Genomic DNA, 18,783 nt, shown 5'->3' with positions numbered 1-18,783 from the left:
CTCACTCTTCGTCGGCCGACAGTTGACGGGCCTCGCCCTCCAGCATCACCGGAATGTCGTCCTTCACGGGGTAGGCCAGGCGGCAGGGCTTGCACACCAGTTCCGAGCGGCTCTTGCGGTAGTCGAGGGGGCCCTTGCACAGAGGGCAGACGAGGATTTCAAGCAGGCGGGCGTCCATGGGCCGTCTCCAGTAAGTCCAGCACCCACGGGGCCGGATCGGGTTCGAGTTTGGCCTCCACCGGCAATATCCAGACCGGGAGGGGGAGGGAGGCGGGAAATTTTACTGCATCCTTTTCCGTGGTCAGGATCGCGTCGCCGCTGAAATCCAGATCGGCGGCGACATAACGATGATGGTCGGGAAAGGCGTGCGGCGCGCAGGACAGCCCCAGCGCCGCCAGGTGATCGAAGAACCGCTGCGGCTCGCCGAGGCCGGCCACCGCGTGCAGCCGCGACCCCGTCAGCGCGGCACTGTCGCAATGCTGCGCGGGATCGCCGAGGCGGACGAAGCGGCTGCCCGCCAGCGTCATCGCGCACAGTGGCACGCCGCAATCCGGCGGTGCGGCGAGACCATGGGCCACCAGAAGCTGGACTTCCCGCAATCTCCCCGGCGGCTCCCGCAGCGGCCCGGCCGGCAGTGGCCAGCCATTCATCAGGCCGCGGCGATCCATCACGGCGATTTCCACATCGCGGGCCAGGGCGTAATGCTGTAGCCCGTCGTCGCAGAGGATCAGGTCGCAGTCCGGATACGCCGCCAGCAGCGCCCGCGCCGCCGCCGCCCGGCGCCGGCCGACGAACACCGGACCGGCGAAGCGGCGTTTCATCAGTACCGGCTCGTCGCCCACCTCGTCGGGTGCGCTGTCGCGCCGCACCTCCACCACCGCGCCATCCCCGCCGTAGCCGCGACTGACGATCCCCGGCCGGCGCCCCAGCTCCCGCAAGCGTTGCGCCAGGTACAGGGTCAGCGGCGTCTTGCCGGCGCCGCCGGCGATGATGTTGCCCACCACCACCACCGGCACCGGCAGGCGCTCGCTGCGCAACAGGCCCCAGCGGTAGAGCCGGCGGCGCAGCGCGGCGAGGCCGGCGAACGCCAATCCCAGGGGCAGCAGCAGACAGGCCGCCGGCCCCCTCGAACGCCAGGCCTCGACCAGCCCGGAGCCGCCTGGCGTGCGCGGCGCGGCCGGCATCTCAGGGCTTGGTCTGTTGGGTGGCGAAGGAAATGTGGGGCAGGCCGGCCTGCTGGGCCGCCTGCATCACATCCACCACGCGCTGATGGGTGGCCTTGGCGTCGGCGCTGATGACCACCAGAGGCTCCTTGCCCGTCCCGGCGGCGCGCTTCATGGCGGTGACGATGGCATCGATGTCGCCGCCGCCCACCGCGCTCTTGTTGACCATCACCTCGCCGCTCGCGCTGACCGCGACGTCGATCTCCGCCGGCGGCTCCTTGGCGGCCGGCGCATCGGCGGTGGGCAGGTTGATCTCCAGGCCGGAAAACTTGGAATAGCTGGTGGTGACCATCAGAAAGATCAGGATCACCAGGAGTACGTCGATCATTGGGATCAGATTGATCTCCGGCTCCTCGCGGCTGTATCCGCGCCGGAAGTTCATCGCCGCCCCCGCTGCGCCGGCATCATTTGCGCTCCTCGTGGAGCAGTTCCACCAGCTTCACCGCCTGCCACTCCATTTCCACCAGGAAGCCGTCCACCAGGGCGCGGAAATGGCGATAGAAGATCATCGCCGGAATGGCGATCAGCAGACCGAAGCCGGTGTTGTAGAGCGCCACCGAAATGCCGTGGGCCAGCTGCTGGGGATTGCTGCCGCCGCCCGTGGCGGAACCGAAAATCTCGATCATGCCGACTACGGTGCCGAACAGACCCATCAGCGGGGAGATCGAGGCAATGGTGCCGAGGGTGGTGAGGAAGTGCTCCAGCTCATGGGCGGCGGCGCGGCCGGCTTCCTCGATGGACTCCTTCATGATCTCGCGGGAACTCTTGACGTTGCGCAAGCCGGCGGCGAAGACCCGCCCCAGCGGGGAATGCGTCTCCAGCCGGGCGGCGATCGCCTCGCCGTCGCCGCTCTGGCGGTATTCGCCGACGACCGCCTGCAGCAGGCCGGGCGGCACGATCTTGCCGCGGCGCAGGGACATGGCCCGCTCGATGATCAGGGCGACGGAAATGACGGATGCCAGCAACAAGAACCAGATCGGCCAACCGGCGGCCTGAAGGATCGAAAACACGCAAGGACTCCCGGAATGCGAAGCGAAGGCCGCACTTTAGCGCTGCCACCCCGTCTGGGCAAGGCATCGGCGCCATCGTGCCGACATCCGGAATGAGATTTGCACACTGCTAGAATCGGCGGCCCATGAGTCTCAATCCCGCCGCCGATCTCGCCCACCGATGGTGGTCCCGGAGTGCCGCCGTCGCCGCAGGAGGTCGCCCCTTCGCGGCCACGGCGCCGGAACAGGTGGCCGAAGCCCTGGCGGAACTGTGCGCCCTGGCCCTGGCGGAAAACCGCAGACTGCTGCTGGTGACCCCGGACGACACCTTGCTGGCGGACCTATCCAATGCCCTGGATCTGGCGATCCGCCCGCTCTGCCTGGTCCTGCCGGGGGCCGATTTCGTCGCGCCGATCACGCTGCGCGCCAGCCTCGCCCTGCTCAAGAGCCGGCTCACCCGTTGCGACGAGGAAGACGCCTTCGGCGCCGCCTGGGACGAGGAGCGGGCGCGCATCGCGCGGCTGGCCGACGATTGGCAGCAGATCCTGGACTGGTGCGCCAGCAACGACAACCGGGCGCCCTGGCCGCCCGCCGTGCCGCATCTGTTTCCCGTCCGCGTGGTGCCGGCCCGGCGCGCCCTGGCCTTCCATCAAGGCAGCGCCGACTGCCTGCTGTTGCTCGGCGCGGAGCATCTGCCGCCTGAAGTCCAGGCGCTGCCGGCCAGCCGGGTGATCCGGCTGAGCATGCCGCGCGAAGGCATGGTCTTCGGCGCCCTCGTGCTGACCGACGAAACCAGCCGGCTGCGCGCCGAACTGGAGGCGCTGACCCGCAGCATTCCCGACCTGGAGCTGGAACTGGCCACCGCACGGGCGGAACTGGCCGAATTCACCCATCGCTACCACGATCTGATCGGCACCCGGATGGTCGAACTGGATCACCTGCAGGCACGCATCGCCACGGAACTGGCGGCCCGCGCGCCCAAGAGCGAACGTGCCCGCCAGGAAGCGCGGCAGGCGGAAGTTCGCGCGCAAGGCAGCCGCCGCGAACAGGCCCGCTATGAAGAGGCCGCCGGCGAGGCCCCGCGCCATTTCAAGCCGTCCGGAAACCTGAAGAAACTGTTCCGCCAGGTGGCGCAGAAAATCCATCCGGACCGGGCCGGCAGCGAGGAGGAGCGGCACTGGCGCACCCGCTTGATGGTCGAGGCCAACCGGGCCTATCGGGACAACGACGAAAGCGGGCTGCGGGAAGTGCTGGCGCTCTGGGAAGAAGGCCGACCCGATGCCGCCCCCGAGCAAACCGACAGCGACAGTCTGGCGCGGCAGGTGGAACGACTGCGGCGGCGCCTGGCCGAAATCCAGGGCGAGCTCAACCGGCTGTTCGGCTCGCCGCTCTACGAACTGTTCCTGGCCGCGCGCATGGCCCGTCGCCAGCATCGCGATCTATTGCAGGAAATGGCGGACAACCTGGACGGCCAGATCCGCACCGCCCGCCAGCGCCTCGATGGCCTGCGCGCCCAGGCGGCCGGGACGGATGCTTAATCCGCCGCCGCCTGTTCCAGACGCAGCAGGAAGGATTGGGCTTCCTCATGGCCGTGATAGGCGGCCTGGCGCAGCCACTTGAGGGCGAGGCGTGGACTGCGGGCCACGCCGCGTCCCCGATAGTAGGCGCTGCCCAGTTCGAACTGGGCATTGATGTCGCCCAGCGTTGCGGCGCGCCGCAGATGGCGCAGCGCGGCGCGCAGGTCGCGGCGCACCCCCTGGCCGTGCAGCAGGCAGAAGCCGACGCAATACAGGGCATAGGCGTCCTCGTGCTGGGCCAGCGCCTGTTCATACCAGCGATAGGCTTCCCGGGCATTCCGCGCGACGCCCCGCCCCTCGTAGTACATGTCGCCCAGGGCCATCTTGGCGTCGAACAAAGTCACGGCGCGCCGATACCAGGTGACCGCCTGGGTGTCGTCCGGCGCGATGCCCCAGCCATGGCGGTAGCACTCGCCCAGCATGTAGGCGGCGCGACGGTGCCCCAACTCCCCGGCCTTGCGGTAGAGCGCGGCGGCCTTTTCCTCGTCGCGCGGCACACCCATCCCCTGCATGAATGCCTCGGCCCGCGCGAACCAGTAGCGCTCCAGCTCCCCCAGGGCCGGTTTCCAGCCGGCCTCGGCGGCCGTGCGCAGCAACTCCTCGCCGCGCGCCAGGTTGGTATGCACACCGATGCCGTTGAGATAGCAGCGGCCAAGCTCGGCCTGGGCATGGGCATCGCCGGTGGCCGCGGCGGCGCGGTAATGCTCGACGGCGATCGAGAGGTCCCGAGGAACGCCTTCGCCGTGTTCGTAGCAATCCCCCAGCCAGACCCGGGCTGCGGCATCGCCGCCCTCGGCCGCCCGGGCATACCAGGTGACGGCCAGATCCTTGCTCTCCGCGACCCCGTCGCCCCAGCGGTAGCAATGCCCCAGCTTGATCTGAGCCCGGGCATGGCCCTGGCGCGCCGCCGCCCGGTACCAGCGCACGGCCTCGGTCATGTCCTGGGCCAGCTCGCGGCCGAACGCGTGGCACTCGCCGAGCTCGAACTGGGCTTCGCGGTGGCCGCGGGCGGCGGCACGCCGGTACCAGGCGATGCCCAGATCCTCGTCGGGCTCGACGCCGCAGCCGTGGCTGTGGCAATAGCCGAGAAAGTACATGGCGCCGGCAATCCGCTGCTTGGCCGCCTCGGCGAACCAGCGCACGGCCTCGCCATGGTCCTGCGGTACGCCTTCTCCCGAATACAGGCAAAGCCCCAGGCAATACATCGCGCTGGCGATGCCCCGTTCCGCCGCCAGGCACCACAGGCGCGCGGCCTCGGCCCGGTCCTCGGCCACGCCGCGGCCAAAGAACCGGCAGCGCCCGAGGAGATCGGCGGCGGCGGGCTCGCCCCGCTCCACCGCGCGCAGGAGCCAGCGCGCCGCCTCCTGGGCGTCCCGCGGCAACCCCTCGCCGAAATACAGCAGCCGCCCCAGCCAGTACTGGGCGTCCGGGCTTTCCCGCCAGGCGGCGGCCTCCAGGAGTTGCCGGCCGCGTTCGGCATCCGTCTCGATGCCTTCGCCGCGCAACAGGCACAGGGCGAGCCAAGTCATGCCCCGGGTGTCGTCCCGCGCCGTCGCGGACTCGAACAGCCGCACCGCCTCGCCGACGTCGCGCGGCAGGCCGCGGCCGTGGTACAGCAGCCATCCCAGCACGCCCTCGCCGGCGCCGCACTGCTGCTCGACGCTGCGCCCGGCCCAATCGAGCGCCTGGGCATAGGAGCGCGCCACGCCCGCGCCGGCGGCGTGGCGCCAGGCCAGTTCCGCCTGCGCCTTGGGATTGCCGGCCTGGGCCATGCGCGCCAGTTCCAGGAGCGGCACATCGCGCCAGAACGCATCCGCCGGCCCGAGCAATTGCAGGCCCTGGGCCGCGCCCCGGGCCACCAGATCGCTGTCCAGCACTTCGCGCAAGGCACCGACGACCTGGGCGGCGGGCAGGGAAATCAAATGACGGGTCATGAACGGAGATGGGTAAAGCGGGAAAGGATCGGGCAGCGCGAGGTCTCTCAGCTTATCCACAAAATCTGTGGATAAGAGTGTGAATAGGCCTGTTATGAATCGCCTAGATCGGCTTTCTGACTGGGGTTTCATTACTGCGCCCCAAGCGGGTCAGCCAGCTCAATGTCTTATGAATCAATTGTTTAACGAAATCCCCTGGAATTGATGCGTGTTCCACGGAAGGCGGATTCGCGGCTGGCCGGCCACTGGGGATGAAATAGAATGTGTCCATGTTTGCTTCCCCCCTGACCGTCAGCCAGCTCAACCGCCTCGCCCGCCAGGCACTGGAAAGCCAGATCCCCTTGCTCTGGGTCGCCGGCGAAATTTCCAACCTGACCCGGGCCGCCTCCGGCCACGTCTATTTCTCCCTCAAGGACGAGAACGCCCAGGTCCGATGCGTGATGTTCCGCTCCCGCGCCCAACTGCTGCCCTGGCGCCTGGAGAACGGCCAGCAGGTGGAAGCCCAGGCACTGGTGGGGCTGTACGAGCCGCGCGGGGATTTCCAGCTGAACGTGGAGGCCCTGCGCCGGGGTGGCCTGGGGCCGCTGTTCGAAGCCTACGCCCGGCTCAAGGAGCGGCTGGAGCGGGAGGGGCTGTTCGCGGCCGAACGCAAGCGCCCCCTGCCCCGCTTTCCCCGCACGCTGGGCGTCATCACCTCGCCCAGCGGCGCGGCCGTGCATGACATTCTGGCGGCCCTGGCGCGGCGCGCGCCGCGGGTGCCGGTCGTCATCTACCCGACCCTGGTGCAGGGCGCCGGCGCGGCGGCGGCCATCGCCGAAGCCATCGCCACCGCCGGCCGGCGCAGCGAGTGCGACCTGCTGCTGCTGGCCCGCGGCGGCGGCAGTATCGAGGATCTCTGGGCCTTCAACGAGGAAGCCGTGGCCCGCGCCATCGCCGCCTCGCCCCTACCGGTGATCAGCGGCATCGGCCACGAGACCGATTTCACCATCGCCGACTTCGCCGCCGACCAGCGCGCCGCCACGCCCACGGCGGCGGCGGAACTGGCCAGCGCCGGCTGGCACGCCGCCGGCGACGAACTGCGCGATCTGGCCGCCAATCTGCGCGGCCGGATGCGGCAGCAGCTCGAAGCCCGGATGCAGAAGCTGGATCTGCTGGCCAATCGCCTGCTGCACCCGGCCCAGCGCCTGGACCGCTCGCGCCGTCACCTCGCCCACCTGGAAACCCGCCTGGCGGCGGCGATCGCCCGCCGTCTGCGGCGGGAGGAAGCCGGGCTGGCGGAACTGGCCTTGCGTCTCGCCCGCCGGCGCCCCGCACTGGACGCCATGCAAGGGCGCCTGGCCCTGGTCCGGCAGCGGCTCGGGAGCGTCGCCGACGCCGCCCTCGGACACCGGTACCAGACCCTGGCCAGGCTGGAAGCCACGCTGGGCGCGCTCAACCCGGCCACCACCCTCGCCCGCGGCTACAGCATCGTGCGCAACGCGCAAGGCCAGGTCGTCACCGACAGCGCCCAACTGCGTCCGGAGGACACCGTCAACCTGAGTTTCGCCAGAGGCGCCGCCCGAGGCCGTATCGAGCATATAGAATGAGATCGTGCCTCCCCGCATAGCCGACTAATTTTGGGGTTCGCCCCCTTCGCCCCCCCTTCGAGGGTTCGATATGGCTCGCTGCGCTCGATATCACGGGGAACGCTGTAGCGGCCCGATGGGTTGCGGCTGGCGCCGCGTGCCGCTTTCCCTTGGGACGGCCCGGCGGGAAAGCTCGCTTTTCACGCTAAAATTGCCGGGCTTTAGAGCACCCCCAACAAACAGGAGAATAAAACCATGGAACATACCCTCCCCACCTTGCCCTACGCCCAGAACGCGCTGGCGCCCCACATCTCCCAAGAGACCATCGAATACCACTACGGCAAGCACCACCAGGCCTATGTGACCAACCTGAACAACCTGATCAAGGGCACCGAGTTCGAAAATCTCGACCTCGAAGCCATCGTCAAGAAGGCCCCGGCCGGCGGCATCTACAACAACGCCGCGCAGGTGTGGAACCACACCTTCTTCTGGAACTCGATGAAGCCCGCGGGCGGCGGCGCCCCCGGTGGCGCGCTGCTGGAGGCCATCAACAAGAAATGGGGTTCCCTCGACGAGTTCAAGAAAGCCTTCCAGGCATCCGCCGTGGGCAATTTCGGCTCCGGCTGGACCTGGCTGGTGAAAAAGGATGACGGCTCCGTCGACATCGTCAACACCGGCGCCGCCGGCACCCCGATCAAGAGCGGCGAGGGCAGGCCCCTGTTGACCATCGACGTCTGGGAGCACGCCTACTACATCGATTACCGCAACCTGCGGCCCAAGTTCGTCGAGACCTTCCTCGCTTCCCTGGCCAACTGGGATTTCGCGGCGAAGAATTTCGCCGGCTGAACCATCGCCTGAACGCTTCAACCATCCGACCGAAGGCTCCCTCGCGGGGCCTTCGGTATTTCTGGTGTTCACCCAGGCAACGACATTTCGACCGACGATAGACCGCGAACTGCGGCACAGGAGGGATTGGCGCCTCGACTGTGCACCTGATACCCTTCCGGAGATACCCTTCCGGAACGAGCTACAGCGTGTTGGAGGAGTCCTGGTGAATAAGGAACTAGCCTCGAACGTCCGCAGCGCATTGCGACGGGAACAGCGCGAGCCGGCAGCCGCCGGGGCGCGTCATGCGGACCTCTACGAATCGGCCCCCGTCGGCTACCTCACACTCGACCGCCACGGCGACATCAGTCGCGCCAACGATGCCGCCGGACTATTGCTGAACACCTCCTGCGACCAGCTGGTCGGACACTCGCTGGCCAGTTTCATCATCGCCGCCGACCGGAACGGCTACGATTGTTTCCTGCAACGCGCGCTGGGCTCGAACCATCAGGAGCAGTGCGAAGCCGTCCTGCGGCGGACGGACGGCGCCGAGCACTATGTCCGGGTACAGGGTCAATGGGACGAGCAGAGTCAGGAACTGCTGGTGGTGCTGGTGGATATCAGCGACCGCCGCGCCGTCGAAAAACGGCTGAGCGTCCACCTGGCGGCGATGTCGCTTTTCCATGACATCACCACGCAATTCACCTCGAACCGGGAGCTGGCACCGCTGATGGATGCCGTGGTGGATACCGCCATCAAGATCTCGGGCTGCGACATGGGGCTGCTGCAGACCGCGAATCCGGAGAACGGCGCCTTGCAGATCGTCGCCCAGCATGGCTGTCCGCCCGCGATGCTGGAGCGGCTGGCCGCCTTGAATGCCGACTCACCCTCGCCGGACGCACGCGCCCCGTGGCAGAAGCAGCGGACCCTGAGCGAGGATATCGAATCTGCATCCTCCACGATCGACCCCGGCCTGCGCCAAATTCTGCGCGCTGCGGGCGTCCGCGCCATGCTCTGCACGCCGCTGATGAGCCACCACGGCCGCTTCCTGGGCATGGTGAGCGCCTTCTGGCGCAAGCCGCCCCAGCTGGACGCCATCGTGCTCGACCTGATCGAGACCTTGGCCCACCAGGTTGCGGCCCTGCTGGACTACCGCTTCACCGAGCATGAACGGGAGCAATTGGCCCGTTTGATCGAATACACCGGACACGCCGTCATCACCACCGATCTGAAGGGATGCGTCACTTACATGAATCCGGCGGGACGGCGCCTGATCGGCATGGCGTCGAACAAGAGCCTGGGCGAACTCCGCTTCAGCGATTACGTGCCGCCGGAATGGCATGAGTTCCTGCTCGACACGATCGGTCCCGCCATCGACGAGCGAGGGGTCTGGGTCGGTGAAATGCAGTTGCGCAACCTGCGGACCGGCGCCCTGGTCGATGTATTCAACACCGTCTTCCTGATCCGCGACCCGCAGACCAGAGGCCCGTGGTGCTATGCCTCGGTGAATCGGGATATCACCGAGACCAAGCGCACCGACGAGGAACTCAAGCACCTGCAGGCCGAGATGCAGCAACTGCTGCAATGGCAGGTCGCGCATCAGACCGTCGCCGCGATCGCCCACGAGATCAACCAGCCCCTGAACGCCGTCACGGCCTACAGCGAGGCCGCCCAGCAGCTGCTGGGCAAGCTGAATCAACCTCCCGAAAAACTGGCCCACGTGCTGGAATGCATCACCCAGCAGGCGGATCGTGCGGGAAAGGTGGTGCGCGAACTCATCACCTTCCTCGACAAGGGCGAGACAACGGTGGAAACGATCGACCTCAAGGAGGTGGTGCGCAAAGCCATCGCGGTCGCCAAATCCACCAGCCATGGCAAATTCCGCATCGCCACCGATTTCGCCCCCGACTTGAAACCGGTCCGCGCCAACCGGCCCCAGATCAGCAAAGTCATCGTCGTACTGCTGCAAAACAGCATGGACGCGATGCTCGGCGCCGGCAGCCGCGGCCGGATCACCATCAGTGGACACGTCTGCGCCGAAGGCGACAAGGCCCACATCACGATCCAGGATCAGGGGCCCGGCCTCGACGCCACGGCGGCGCAGCGCATCTTCGAGCCCTTTTTCACCACCAAACCCCGCGGCATCGGCATGGGCCTCACCATCAGCCGGGCGCTCATCGAAGCCCAGGGCGGCAAGCTCTGGTGCGAAATCGGCACCGGTCCCGGCGCCACCTTCCACTTCACCCTGCCCCTCGCGCCATGAACACGCCTACCGTCTTCGTCGTCGACGACGACGCCGCGGTCCGCGAGGGAACCGCCTTGCTGCTGGAGGTCGCCGGACTGGAGCAACGCTGTTGCGACTGCGCGGAAGCCCTGCTGGCGACCATCGGGCCGGAGTCGCGCGGCTGCCTGTTGCTCGACATCAACATGCCGGGCATGAATGGATTGGAATTGCAGGAGGAGCTGGTGCGGCGCGGCATCTGTCTGCCGATCATCTTCCTGAGCGCTCACGGCGACATTCCCTCCAGCGTCAAGGCGATCAAGGCGGGGGCGATGGAGTTCCTGGTCAAGCCGGTCAGCGGCGCGGCGCTGATCGCGCAGATCCAGTTGGCCCTGGATGCCGACCACCGCCGCCACCAGGAAGCGGCGATCCAGCAAAATGCCCTGAGCCGCCTGTCCGGCCTCACCGAACGGGAGCGGGAAATCCTCGCGCTCGCGCTGTCCGGCCAGTCCAACAAGGAAATCGCGCGCCATTTGGGCATCAGCTACCGGACCGTGGAAACCCACCGTTCCCACATCCTGCTCAAGACCGGCGCCACGACGCTGCTGGAATTGGCCCAGCTCGCCGCCGCAGGCGGTCTGTCAGCGCTGCCAGTACACTCGTAACAACTTCTCCTCCGGGTTGTAGTGCAGCTCCAGCTCCCCCTGGCATGCGTGGTGCAGGGCCACGCCCAGATCCCGCGCCAGATGGACGTCGGTGGTCGTGATCAGGACGCCCTCTCCATCCGGTTCGATATCCATGATCCGGGCCAGCGGGTGCTGTTCCTTGGCCTTGTCGGCGTGATGGCGAATCAGGGACATCAACTCGCCGCGATGCTCAGCGAAGAACTGGCCGCCCACCTGCACGAAGCCGGCCGGGAAATGATCGCGGATCCGATGGCAAGCAGCACACAGCACCTCCTCAGCGCCCTGCGGCCGCGGCGCCCACTGCCAGCGGCCGGCATGGAAAACGGCACCGCAGTCGGAGCAGGCGGCGGGTTCGGACAATTTATGCCGTGACTTATAGGCGTCATGTTCGCGCTCCTGGCGCAGTTGATCGCGGCGGATGGCCTGGAATCCGGCGGGAATGGCTCGGGCATTCATCGATTTCTCCTTCGCATCGAAAAGCTGCGGTACGTCAATAAGATCAAAACCAACCCACCAAGAGACACGAACGCCACTTCGCTAGGCAACCGGCGCCCGCCGTGCATCACCGGGGCCAGCAATGGGATACCGTCGGTACGATCGTCCTCGTGGGCTTGGCATGGTGCCGAACAGCGGGACGCCCCAGCGCATCCCCGCCAGCACGGTGGCGGTCCCGTCGAAACCGGCGAAATGGCTGGCACGGGCGGACAGCAGCCCCGCCTCGGCACCGTGCGCGCGGCGCAGGCCGAAGTCCACCAGCAGCTTGCCCGGCGCCGGCAATGTGCTCGACGAACAGTCCGGTCGTTTCCAGGTGCTCGGCGCCGTGCCGAAAAGCATTCTGAAAGGCTGCCGGGTTATGCACATCGAGCGTCAACAAGCGATCCGTGCCGACGGCCTCCAGCAATTGCGCGACATAGCGGCTGGTCAGCGGGTCCCGGAGATCGTCGCGACGATCCTGCCGCGCGTAGCAAAGATAGGGCACCACCACCGTCACCCGCTCGGCGGCGCCATCCTTCAAGACACCGATGAAGAACAGCAGACGGCACAGCTTGCCATCGACGCTCTCCGCCCGGGAGGCGCGCAACGACTGCATGACCACGACGTGCCTGCCGCGCACCGGCGCGCAGGGATTCGCCCGGTGCTCGCCGTCCGCAAACGTCCACCCCTCCCATTCCAGAAGATCGAGCCCCAGGCAATGCGCGACGCGCAGGCCGAAGTCGCGATAGCCGCCCAGCGCAAACAAGCACAGTTCATTCATCGGCATTCATGCTGTCCCTTCACCTCATGCTCCGCGCCCGGCGTCCTGGACGATCCGGCCGGCCATGTTGATCCGATGCTATGCCGCCGCTTCACCGCCTCAATCCGTGCCGCCACTTACGGGTGGGTTGGTATTGGCAGTACCGCCCCGCTGTAATCGAATAGACACCCTGGAGATCGCCGGCACCGGCTTGCGGCCGGCCTTCCGTGAGAGGTTTGGGCGACTCATCCGGGCCCGTCAAACAACGTATCTGGGGACCGAGACATGAATACACGCATCGATACCGGCGTTACTCTTCAGCAACGCAACGCAGCGGCGCTGCTGGGAACGATGGCCGCGGAGAACATCGAAACCGAGGGCATCGAATGCGCGGCCCTCCTGCTCGACCTCGCAGGACGCGTGCGGGACGCGAACCGCAGCGCTGAATGCCTGTTCGGCTATTCCCGCGCCGAATTGCTGGATTGGCACGTATCCCTGCTGCTTCCCAAGCTGGCTGAAGTGCACGATCAGGAGGTCTTCCGCCGCCTCGCCTATCTGAGCCACTGCGGCGTCGCCTTCCGGGCCAATCGCAATCACGGCCGCGATTTTGCGTGCGCGGTATTTTTCACCTATATACACGGTACCGACGGCCGGACCATACGGCTGACGATCAGGAAGATCGAAAACACCGGCACGCTCTGCCTGTGATCCCGATCCGGCGGGCGTGGCCCGCAGCACATACCGTTCAGGCTTCAATCACCAGGAGGTAACGGCCGTGGCCTATCTGACCCATCCCACTCACGGTATGCAGTACCCCTCGGCGACGGACGCGGCGGTGCCCGCGGCGCTGCAGAAGCTGGTCGCCGAAGCGGGGGTCCGCTTCAACGGCGACGCGCCCTGGGACATTCGGGTGGCCAACGAGAACCTGTATCTCCGCATCCTCACCGCCGGGTCGCTCGGTTTCGGCGAGGCCTATCTGGACGGCTGGTGGGAATGCGACCGCCTCGACCAGTTTTTCCACCGGCTGTTGTCCATCGACGCGGATCAACGTATCGACAAGTGGGCGCGGTTGCGCCTGATCTCCGACGTGATCCGCCACAGCCTGTTCAATCTCCAGTCCGCCCAGCGCGCCTTCCAGGTGGGCGAGCAGCACTACGACATCGGCAACGACGTGTTCGAGGCGATGCTGGATCCGACGATGAGCTATTCCTGCGGCTACTGGGCGCGCGCCGCCACGCTCGAAGAGGCGCAGCGGGACAAGCTCGACATGATCTGCCGCAAGCTGGAGCTGCGCCCCGGCGAGCGGCTCCTCGACATCGGCAGCGGCTGGGGCGGCCTGGCGTGTTTCGCGGCCGAGAACTACGGGGTCGAGGTGGTCGGCATCACGGTCTCCAGGGAGCAGCAGCGGCTGGCCCGGGAACGTTGCGCGGGGTTGCCGGTGACCATCGAGTTGATGGATTACCGGGATATCCTGGGAACTTTCGACAAGGTGGTTTCGGTCGGCATGTTCGAGCATGTCGGCCCGAAGAATCATGTCGAATATTTTTCCATCGTCGACCGTGTCCTCAAGGACGAGGGCCTGTTCCTGCTGCACACCATCGGCAGTCACCTCACCTCGCACAAGCCCGACCCCTGGATGGACAAATATGTGTTCCCCAACGGCCGGCTGCCTTCCGCCGCCGAGATCGCATGCAGTGTGGAAGGGCGCTTCCTGGTCGAGGACTGGCACAACTTCGGCGCCGACTACGATCGCACCCTGATGGCGTGGTGGGCGAATTTCGACCGGCAGTGGCCGGCGCTGGAGGAGAAATACGGCAAGCGCTTCTATCGGATGTGGCGCTACTACCTGATGAGCTGCGCCGGCTTCTTCCGTTCCCGCCAGGGCCAGCTCTGGCAAATCGTGCTCACCAAGCGCAGCCGGCCGGGCGTCTATCGGTCGCTCCGGTGACCGGGGTTGCCCGGAAGACCGGGCCGCCCGGACCGCGCAGCGCGCCGCCCCTGACAAAGGCTGCCGCATCGGGTACTCTCGGCGTATCCATTTTCCGCCGGCCCAATGCATTTCCATTTCCTTTGGCCGCCCCCCCATTTGACGGTCCATTCGACGGCCTACTTGCCCCCCATTCGCCCATGGAGTTTTTCGATCGGCTGAGCCACTGGCTGGCCCCCGCGCCGCCCCTGGCGCGGGAGCTGGAGAGCGCCATCGACCATGCGGTGGAGGCCCCGCAACTGAAAGTCCTGTCCGACTACCGGCGCCAACTGGCGCCGGCGGTGGAACGCGCCCTGGATTACTGCGCCGACCTGGTCGGCGCCATTCCCGGCCCCCATGCGATCGGTCCGGCCCAGTTCGCCGCCGATCCATTGATCCACGCCTTCTTCGGCAGCAGCGAGACGATCGCCACGACCTTGGCGCGCAGCGAAGGAGTCCGCGCCTTTCTCAAGGACACTCCGGGAGGCTTGGAAGATATCTGCTACGGCCTGCTCGGCATGCGTTCCCATCAGAAGTCCGTGATGGGCAGCGCGATGATGGGCGACGTGATCCGCCACGACGTGCCGCAGACCTTGCTGTATTTCAGCGACCACACCGTATCCAGCCTTGCCGCCGATCTCGATTCCGTGCGCCGGCAGCTGCGGCAGACGGCTTTCGACAGCCTGCTGCGCCAGTTCGGACGACAACTGAGCGCCATGCGCGAGCGGCGGGATGCGATGACCACGGCGTTGAGCACACGGCGGGGAACGCCGGACGCCGGGGAGATCGAGCAGGATCTGGAGCGGCTGCGGCGGCAATTGGCCCCCGAAAGCCAGCTCGTCGCCCTGGCGCGCTGGCTGGCGGCGCCGGAACAGGCGCTGTACCTGAAACAGGTGCCGCGCATGATGGACCGGATGGGCGTTCTTTTGCCGCCGGAAAGCGCTCCGTCGAATGGCGAGCGGATCGTCTTTCCGGAACTGGCGGGACGCGACCGGCGCCGCTGGACGGTGCTGCTGGTGGGCATCTCCCGCGCGCAGGCGCTGGCCGCCGTGGCGCGGGAGGAACGGGCCCACCGCTACATCGTCATTTGACCGCGCTTTGCGCCAGCGCCAGTTCCGCCAGCACCGGCGCGTGGTCCGAGGGCCGCTCCAGGCGGCGGGGCCCCTTGTCGATGGTGCAGACCCGGCAGTCGGCCGCCAGGGCGGAGGAAAGCAGGATGTGGTCGATGCGCAGGCCCAGATTGCGGCGGAACCCCATCATCCGGTAGTCCCACCAACTGAAGGTCCGCTCCGGCTGATCGAAGAGCCGGAAGGCGTCGGTCAGGCCCAATTGCAGCAGTTGCGCGAACGCTTCACGCTCGGGCGGGGAACATAGAATCCGGTCCTTCCACGCCACCGGATCGTGCACATCCCGGTCCTCGGGCGCGATGTTGAAATCCCCCAGCAGCGCCAGGCGCGGATACTGGCTCAGTTGCCGGCGCAGCCAGTCGGTCAGGGCCGCCATCCAGCGCAGCTTGTATTCGTACTTGTCGCTGCCCACCTCCTGGCCGTTGGGGAAATACGCGCAGACCAGGCGCACGCCTTCGACGGTGGCGGCGACGATGCGCTTCTGCGGGTCGTCGAAATCCGGAATGTCCAACTGAACCTCGCCGGCCGGCTGCCGGCTCAGGATGGCCACACCGTTGTAGGTTTTCTGGCCGTTATGCACCGCCCGATAGCCGGCGGCTTCCAGCTCGGCAAAGGGGAACCCCTTGTCCTCGGTCTTGGTCTCCTGCAGGCAGAGGGCATCCGGCTGGTGAAGCGCCAGCCAGTCCAGCACCTGCGGTAGCCTGACCTTGAGGGAATTGACGTTCCACGTCACTATTTTCATGATGCGCCTATCTATAATCGTCCGGCCTACATTCGCCTTGCCGGAAATGCCATGACTGCTGCCGACCGCCGCCACTTCTGGCGCGCCGCGTTCCAATCCCCCGCCCATCTGATCGATGCCAACGGCCCGGCACAGGTGCGGATCCTCGATCTATCGCTCAAGGGTGCCCTGGTGGAGGTCGATGCGGACTGGCGCGGCAAACTACAGGAGCATTGCCGGCTGCGCCTGGTGCTGGCGCCGGATGTCGAAATCAGCATGTGGGTGACGGTGGCCCATATCCAGGGCACGCAAGTCGGTCTGCGCTGCGAGGACATCGACCTGGACAGCATCACCCACCTGCGCCGCCTGGTGGAACTGAACGCGGGCGACGCCGGTCTGCTGGAACGGGAATTGAGCGCCCTGCTGCACAAAGTTTAGGTCCGGGGCCAGTCTTAGCGTAAAAAAAACAAGCTTTTCCGCCGGGCAGTCCCAAGGGAAAGCGGCACGCGGCGCCAGCCGCAACCTATCGGTGCCGCTACAGCATTCCCCGTAACTTCGAGCGCAGCGAGCCAGAGAGAACCCCCTCCGGGGGCGAAGGGGGCGAGCCTTCTCATGATGCAGAACGTTCTTTCTGCATCATGAAAGCTAGGCCGTCATCCCGTTGTGCCGTAATAGCGCGTCGGGGCGCGGTTCCCGGCCACGGAAAGCCTTGAACGAGTCGAGCGCCGGACGCGAGCCCCCCACCGCAAGGATTTCCCGCTGGAAGCGCTTGCCGGTCGCCCCGTCGAGCACCGTCCGCGAAACCTTGGCGGCTTCCTCGAATGCCTCGAAGGCATCGGCCGACAGCACTTCCGCCCACTTGTAGCTGAAATAGCCCGCCGCGTAGCCGCCGGCGAAGATGTGGGAGAAGCTCTGCGGAAAGCGGTTCCACTCGGGCGGGATCACCACCGCGACCTCGCGCCGCACCTGGTCCAGCAGTGCCATGAAGGAAGCGCCCGCGCCGGGCGCGAATTCGCTGTGCAGCAGCAGGTCGAAGAGGCCGAACTCGATCTGGCGCAGCATCTGCATGCCGCTCTGGAAGTTCTTCGCCGCGATCATCTTGTCGTACAGCGCCCGCGGCAGGGTTTCGCCGCTCTCGGCATGGGCGGTCATGCCGGCGAGCACGTCCCATTCCCAGCAGAAGTTCTCCATGAACTGGCTGGGCAGTTCCACCGCATCCCATTCCACGCCGTGGATGCCGGACACCGGCAGTTCCTCCACTTCGGTCAGCAGATGGTGCAGGCCGTGGCCGCATTCGTGGAACAGGGTGATCACGTCGTCGTGGCTGAAGGTGGCCGGCTTGCCATTCACCGGCGCGGGGAAATTGCAGTTCAGGTACGCCACCGGCGTCTGGATGCCGGCATGCAGACGCCGGCGGGTGATCGCCTCGTCCATCCAGGCGCCGCCGCGCTTGGTTTCCCGGGCGTAGAGGTCGAGGTAGAACTGCCCCACCAATTGGCCGTCGCGCAGGATGCGGAAGAAGCGCACGTCCGGATGCCAGGCCGGCGCCGTGTCCGGCGCCAGGGTGACGCCAAACAGGCTCTCGATCACCCGGAACAGCCCGGTCAGCACCTTGGGCTCGGGGAAATACTGCTTCACCTCCTCGTCGGAAAATGCGTAGCGAGCCTGCTTGAGCTTTTCCGAGGCCCAGGCCAGATCCCAGCTCTCCAGCGCCGTCAGGCCCAGTTCGTCGCGGGCGAACTGGCGCAACTCGGCCATGTCGCGCTCGGCGAAGGGCTTGGCCTTCCCCGCCAGGTCGCGCAGGAAGACGGCCACTTGCGGTGGCGTGTCGGCCATCTTCGGCACCAGGGAGACCTCGGCGAAATTGGCGTAGCCGAGCAGCTTCGCCTCCTCGGCCCGCAGCGACAGAATCTGCTCGATCAGCGGCGTGTTGTTCCATTCGGGCTTGCCGAACTCGGCGGCGCGCGTGGCGTAGGCCCGGTACATGCGTTCGCGCAGGCTCCGGTCCTCGGCGTATTGCATCACCGGGATGTAGGACGGCGCCTGCAGGCTGAACTTCCAGCCCGGCTTGTTCTCCTTCTCGGCGGCGGCGCGGGCGGCGGCCTTGACGTCCTCCGGCAAGCCCGCCAGGCCAGTCTCCCCGGTCACCCATTCGGCATGGGCGTTGGTGGCGTCGAGCAGGTTCTCGGAGAACTTGGCGGCCAGCGCCGACAGTTCCTCCTGGATCGCCTTGAAGCGCGGCTTCAGCTCCTCGGCCAGCTCGGCGCCGGAGAGGCGGAAATCGCGCAGGTCGTTGTCGACGATACGGCGGCGCACCGTTGCCAGGGCGGGATATTCCGGGCCGGCGGCCAGGGTCTTCAGCTTGGCAAACAGCGCCAGGTTCTGCCCCAGTTCGGCGTAGAAGCCGGAGACCTCGGGCAGCATCGCGTTGTAGGCCTCGCGCCATTCCGGCACGTCATTGACCGAGTGCAGATGGCCGACGATGCCCCAGGCCCGCGACAGGCGCTCGCCGGCATCGGTCATGGGTGCCATGAAGTCCTCCCAGGTGGCGGGCGTCTCCGGCCGGGTCAAGGTTTCGATCAAGGCGCGGTTCTCGCCGATCAACTGGCGGATGGCGGGGGCCACGTGTTCGGGTTGCACGGTGTCGAAGCGGGGCAGGCCGGTGAAATCGAGAAGAGGATTGTCCATGGAATGTTCCGGATGACGGCCCCGAGC

18 protein-coding genes are annotated in these 18,783 nt (G+C 66.9%); 9 read left to right on the top strand and 9 right to left on the bottom strand.

Annotated elements, in window-relative coordinates; translation table 11 throughout:
- Nucleotide 1: 1 nt before the first annotated feature.
- The 4 genes from B9N43_RS15575 to B9N43_RS15560 are packed head-to-tail and all read right to left on the bottom strand — an operon-like array spanning nucleotide 2 to nucleotide 2,233.
- Nucleotides 2–178, bottom strand: a complete 177-nt coding sequence (locus B9N43_RS15575; protein WP_145843115.1) for a Trm112 family protein — start codon at nucleotides 176–178, stop codon at nucleotides 2–4.
- A complete protein-coding gene (gene lpxK, locus B9N43_RS15570) occupies nucleotides 159–1,184 on the bottom strand; it encodes a tetraacyldisaccharide 4'-kinase (protein ID WP_145843114.1) in 1,026 nt (341 codons plus the stop codon). Before lpxK ends, B9N43_RS15575 begins: the two co-directional genes overlap by 20 nt.
- A gap of 1 nt (nucleotide 1,185) precedes the next feature.
- A complete protein-coding gene (locus B9N43_RS15565) occupies nucleotides 1,186–1,605 on the bottom strand; it encodes an ExbD/TolR family protein (protein WP_145843113.1) in 420 nt (139 codons plus the stop codon).
- 22 nt (nucleotides 1,606–1,627) lie between these two features.
- On the bottom strand, nucleotides 1,628–2,233 hold the full coding sequence (locus B9N43_RS15560; RefSeq protein WP_145843112.1) for a MotA/TolQ/ExbB proton channel family protein: 606 nt from the start codon (nucleotides 2,231–2,233) through the stop codon (nucleotides 1,628–1,630).
- A 125-nt stretch (nucleotides 2,234–2,358) separates the two neighbouring features.
- Here B9N43_RS15560 and B9N43_RS15555 point away from each other — a divergent pair, with 125 nt between their 5' ends.
- The gene (locus tag B9N43_RS15555) at nucleotides 2,359–3,750 is read left to right on the top strand and encodes a hypothetical protein (RefSeq protein WP_145843110.1); all 1,392 of its coding nucleotides are present in this window, start codon (nucleotides 2,359–2,361) and stop codon (nucleotides 3,748–3,750) included.
- Here the strand turns inward: B9N43_RS15555 and B9N43_RS15550 are convergent.
- Nucleotides 3,747–5,723: a tetratricopeptide repeat protein gene (locus B9N43_RS15550; protein ID WP_186453864.1), complete on the bottom strand. Its 1,977-nt coding sequence runs from the start codon at nucleotides 5,721–5,723 to the stop codon at nucleotides 3,747–3,749. The genes B9N43_RS15555 and B9N43_RS15550 overlap by 4 nt on opposite strands.
- Before the next feature lie 269 nt (nucleotides 5,724–5,992).
- Between B9N43_RS15550 and xseA the strand changes: the two genes are divergently transcribed.
- The 4 genes from xseA (at nucleotide 5,993) to B9N43_RS15530 (ending at nucleotide 10,999) form a co-directional block, all read left to right on the top strand.
- The gene (xseA, locus tag B9N43_RS15545; RefSeq protein WP_145843108.1) at nucleotides 5,993–7,309 is read left to right on the top strand and encodes an exodeoxyribonuclease VII large subunit; all 1,317 of its coding nucleotides are present in this window, start codon (nucleotides 5,993–5,995) and stop codon (nucleotides 7,307–7,309) included.
- A gap of 234 nt (nucleotides 7,310–7,543) precedes the next feature.
- Entirely contained in the window at nucleotides 7,544–8,134 is a 591-nt protein-coding gene (locus B9N43_RS15540) for a superoxide dismutase (protein ID WP_145843107.1), read from the top strand.
- Nucleotides 8,135–8,339: 205 nt separating this feature from the next.
- On the top strand, nucleotides 8,340–10,376 hold the full coding sequence (locus B9N43_RS15535) for a PAS domain S-box protein (RefSeq protein ID WP_145843106.1): 2,037 nt from the start codon (nucleotides 8,340–8,342) through the stop codon (nucleotides 10,374–10,376).
- Nucleotides 10,373–10,999 carry a response regulator transcription factor gene (locus B9N43_RS15530; protein WP_145843105.1) on the top strand — a complete coding sequence of 209 codons (627 nt, stop codon included), beginning with the start codon at nucleotides 10,373–10,375 and terminating at the stop codon, nucleotides 10,997–10,999. Before B9N43_RS15535 ends, B9N43_RS15530 begins: the two co-directional genes overlap by 4 nt.
- Here B9N43_RS15530 and B9N43_RS15525 read toward each other — a convergent pair.
- Complete coding sequence (locus tag B9N43_RS15525) at nucleotides 10,976–11,476, bottom strand: BCAM0308 family protein (protein ID WP_145843104.1); 501 nt, start codon at nucleotides 11,474–11,476, stop codon at nucleotides 10,976–10,978. The two genes, B9N43_RS15530 and B9N43_RS15525, sit on opposite strands and share 24 nt — an antisense overlap.
- Before the next feature lie 106 nt (nucleotides 11,477–11,582).
- Complete coding sequence (locus B9N43_RS17440) at nucleotides 11,583–12,275, bottom strand: ribose-phosphate pyrophosphokinase-like domain-containing protein (protein ID WP_222428756.1); 693 nt, start codon at nucleotides 12,273–12,275, stop codon at nucleotides 11,583–11,585.
- Nucleotides 12,276–12,539: 264 nt separating this feature from the next.
- Between B9N43_RS17440 and B9N43_RS15515 the strand changes: the two genes are divergently transcribed.
- From B9N43_RS15515 to B9N43_RS15505, 3 genes are all read left to right on the top strand, one after another.
- Nucleotides 12,540–12,962 carry a PAS domain S-box protein gene (locus B9N43_RS15515; RefSeq protein WP_145843101.1) on the top strand — a complete coding sequence of 141 codons (423 nt, stop codon included), beginning with the start codon at nucleotides 12,540–12,542 and terminating at the stop codon, nucleotides 12,960–12,962.
- 97 nt (nucleotides 12,963–13,059) lie between these two features.
- Nucleotides 13,060–14,202 carry a cyclopropane fatty acyl phospholipid synthase gene (gene cfa / locus B9N43_RS15510; protein ID WP_145843615.1) on the top strand — a complete coding sequence of 381 codons (1,143 nt, stop codon included), beginning with the start codon at nucleotides 13,060–13,062 and terminating at the stop codon, nucleotides 14,200–14,202.
- Nucleotides 14,203–14,381: 179 nt separating this feature from the next.
- Nucleotides 14,382–15,311, top strand: a complete 930-nt coding sequence (locus B9N43_RS15505) for a hypothetical protein (RefSeq protein ID WP_145843100.1) — start codon at nucleotides 14,382–14,384, stop codon at nucleotides 15,309–15,311.
- Here the strand turns inward: B9N43_RS15505 and xth are convergent.
- The gene (xth, locus tag B9N43_RS15500) at nucleotides 15,304–16,089 is read right to left on the bottom strand and encodes an exodeoxyribonuclease III (protein ID WP_145843099.1); all 786 of its coding nucleotides are present in this window, start codon (nucleotides 16,087–16,089) and stop codon (nucleotides 15,304–15,306) included. The genes B9N43_RS15505 and xth overlap by 8 nt on opposite strands.
- A 51-nt stretch (nucleotides 16,090–16,140) precedes the next feature.
- On the opposite strand from xth, the gene B9N43_RS15495 reads away from it, so the two are divergent.
- Nucleotides 16,141–16,506, top strand: coding sequence for a PilZ domain-containing protein (locus B9N43_RS15495; RefSeq protein ID WP_145843098.1), 366 nt, complete (start codon nucleotides 16,141–16,143; stop codon nucleotides 16,504–16,506).
- Between the two features lie 207 nt (nucleotides 16,507–16,713).
- On the opposite strand, the gene B9N43_RS15490 is transcribed toward B9N43_RS15495, so the two are convergent.
- Nucleotides 16,714–18,756 carry a M3 family metallopeptidase gene (locus B9N43_RS15490; protein ID WP_145843097.1) on the bottom strand — a complete coding sequence of 681 codons (2,043 nt, stop codon included), beginning with the start codon at nucleotides 18,754–18,756 and terminating at the stop codon, nucleotides 16,714–16,716.
- Nucleotides 18,757–18,783: the final 27 nt, after the last annotated feature.

The sequence above is a fragment of the Denitratisoma sp. DHT3 genome (assembly GCF_007833355.1).
In the GTDB taxonomy this organism is placed as follows: domain Bacteria; phylum Pseudomonadota; class Gammaproteobacteria; order Burkholderiales; family Rhodocyclaceae; genus Denitratisoma.
The sequence above is the reverse complement of the archived record's forward strand: the minus strand, read 5'-3'. Positions and strand labels throughout refer to the sequence as shown.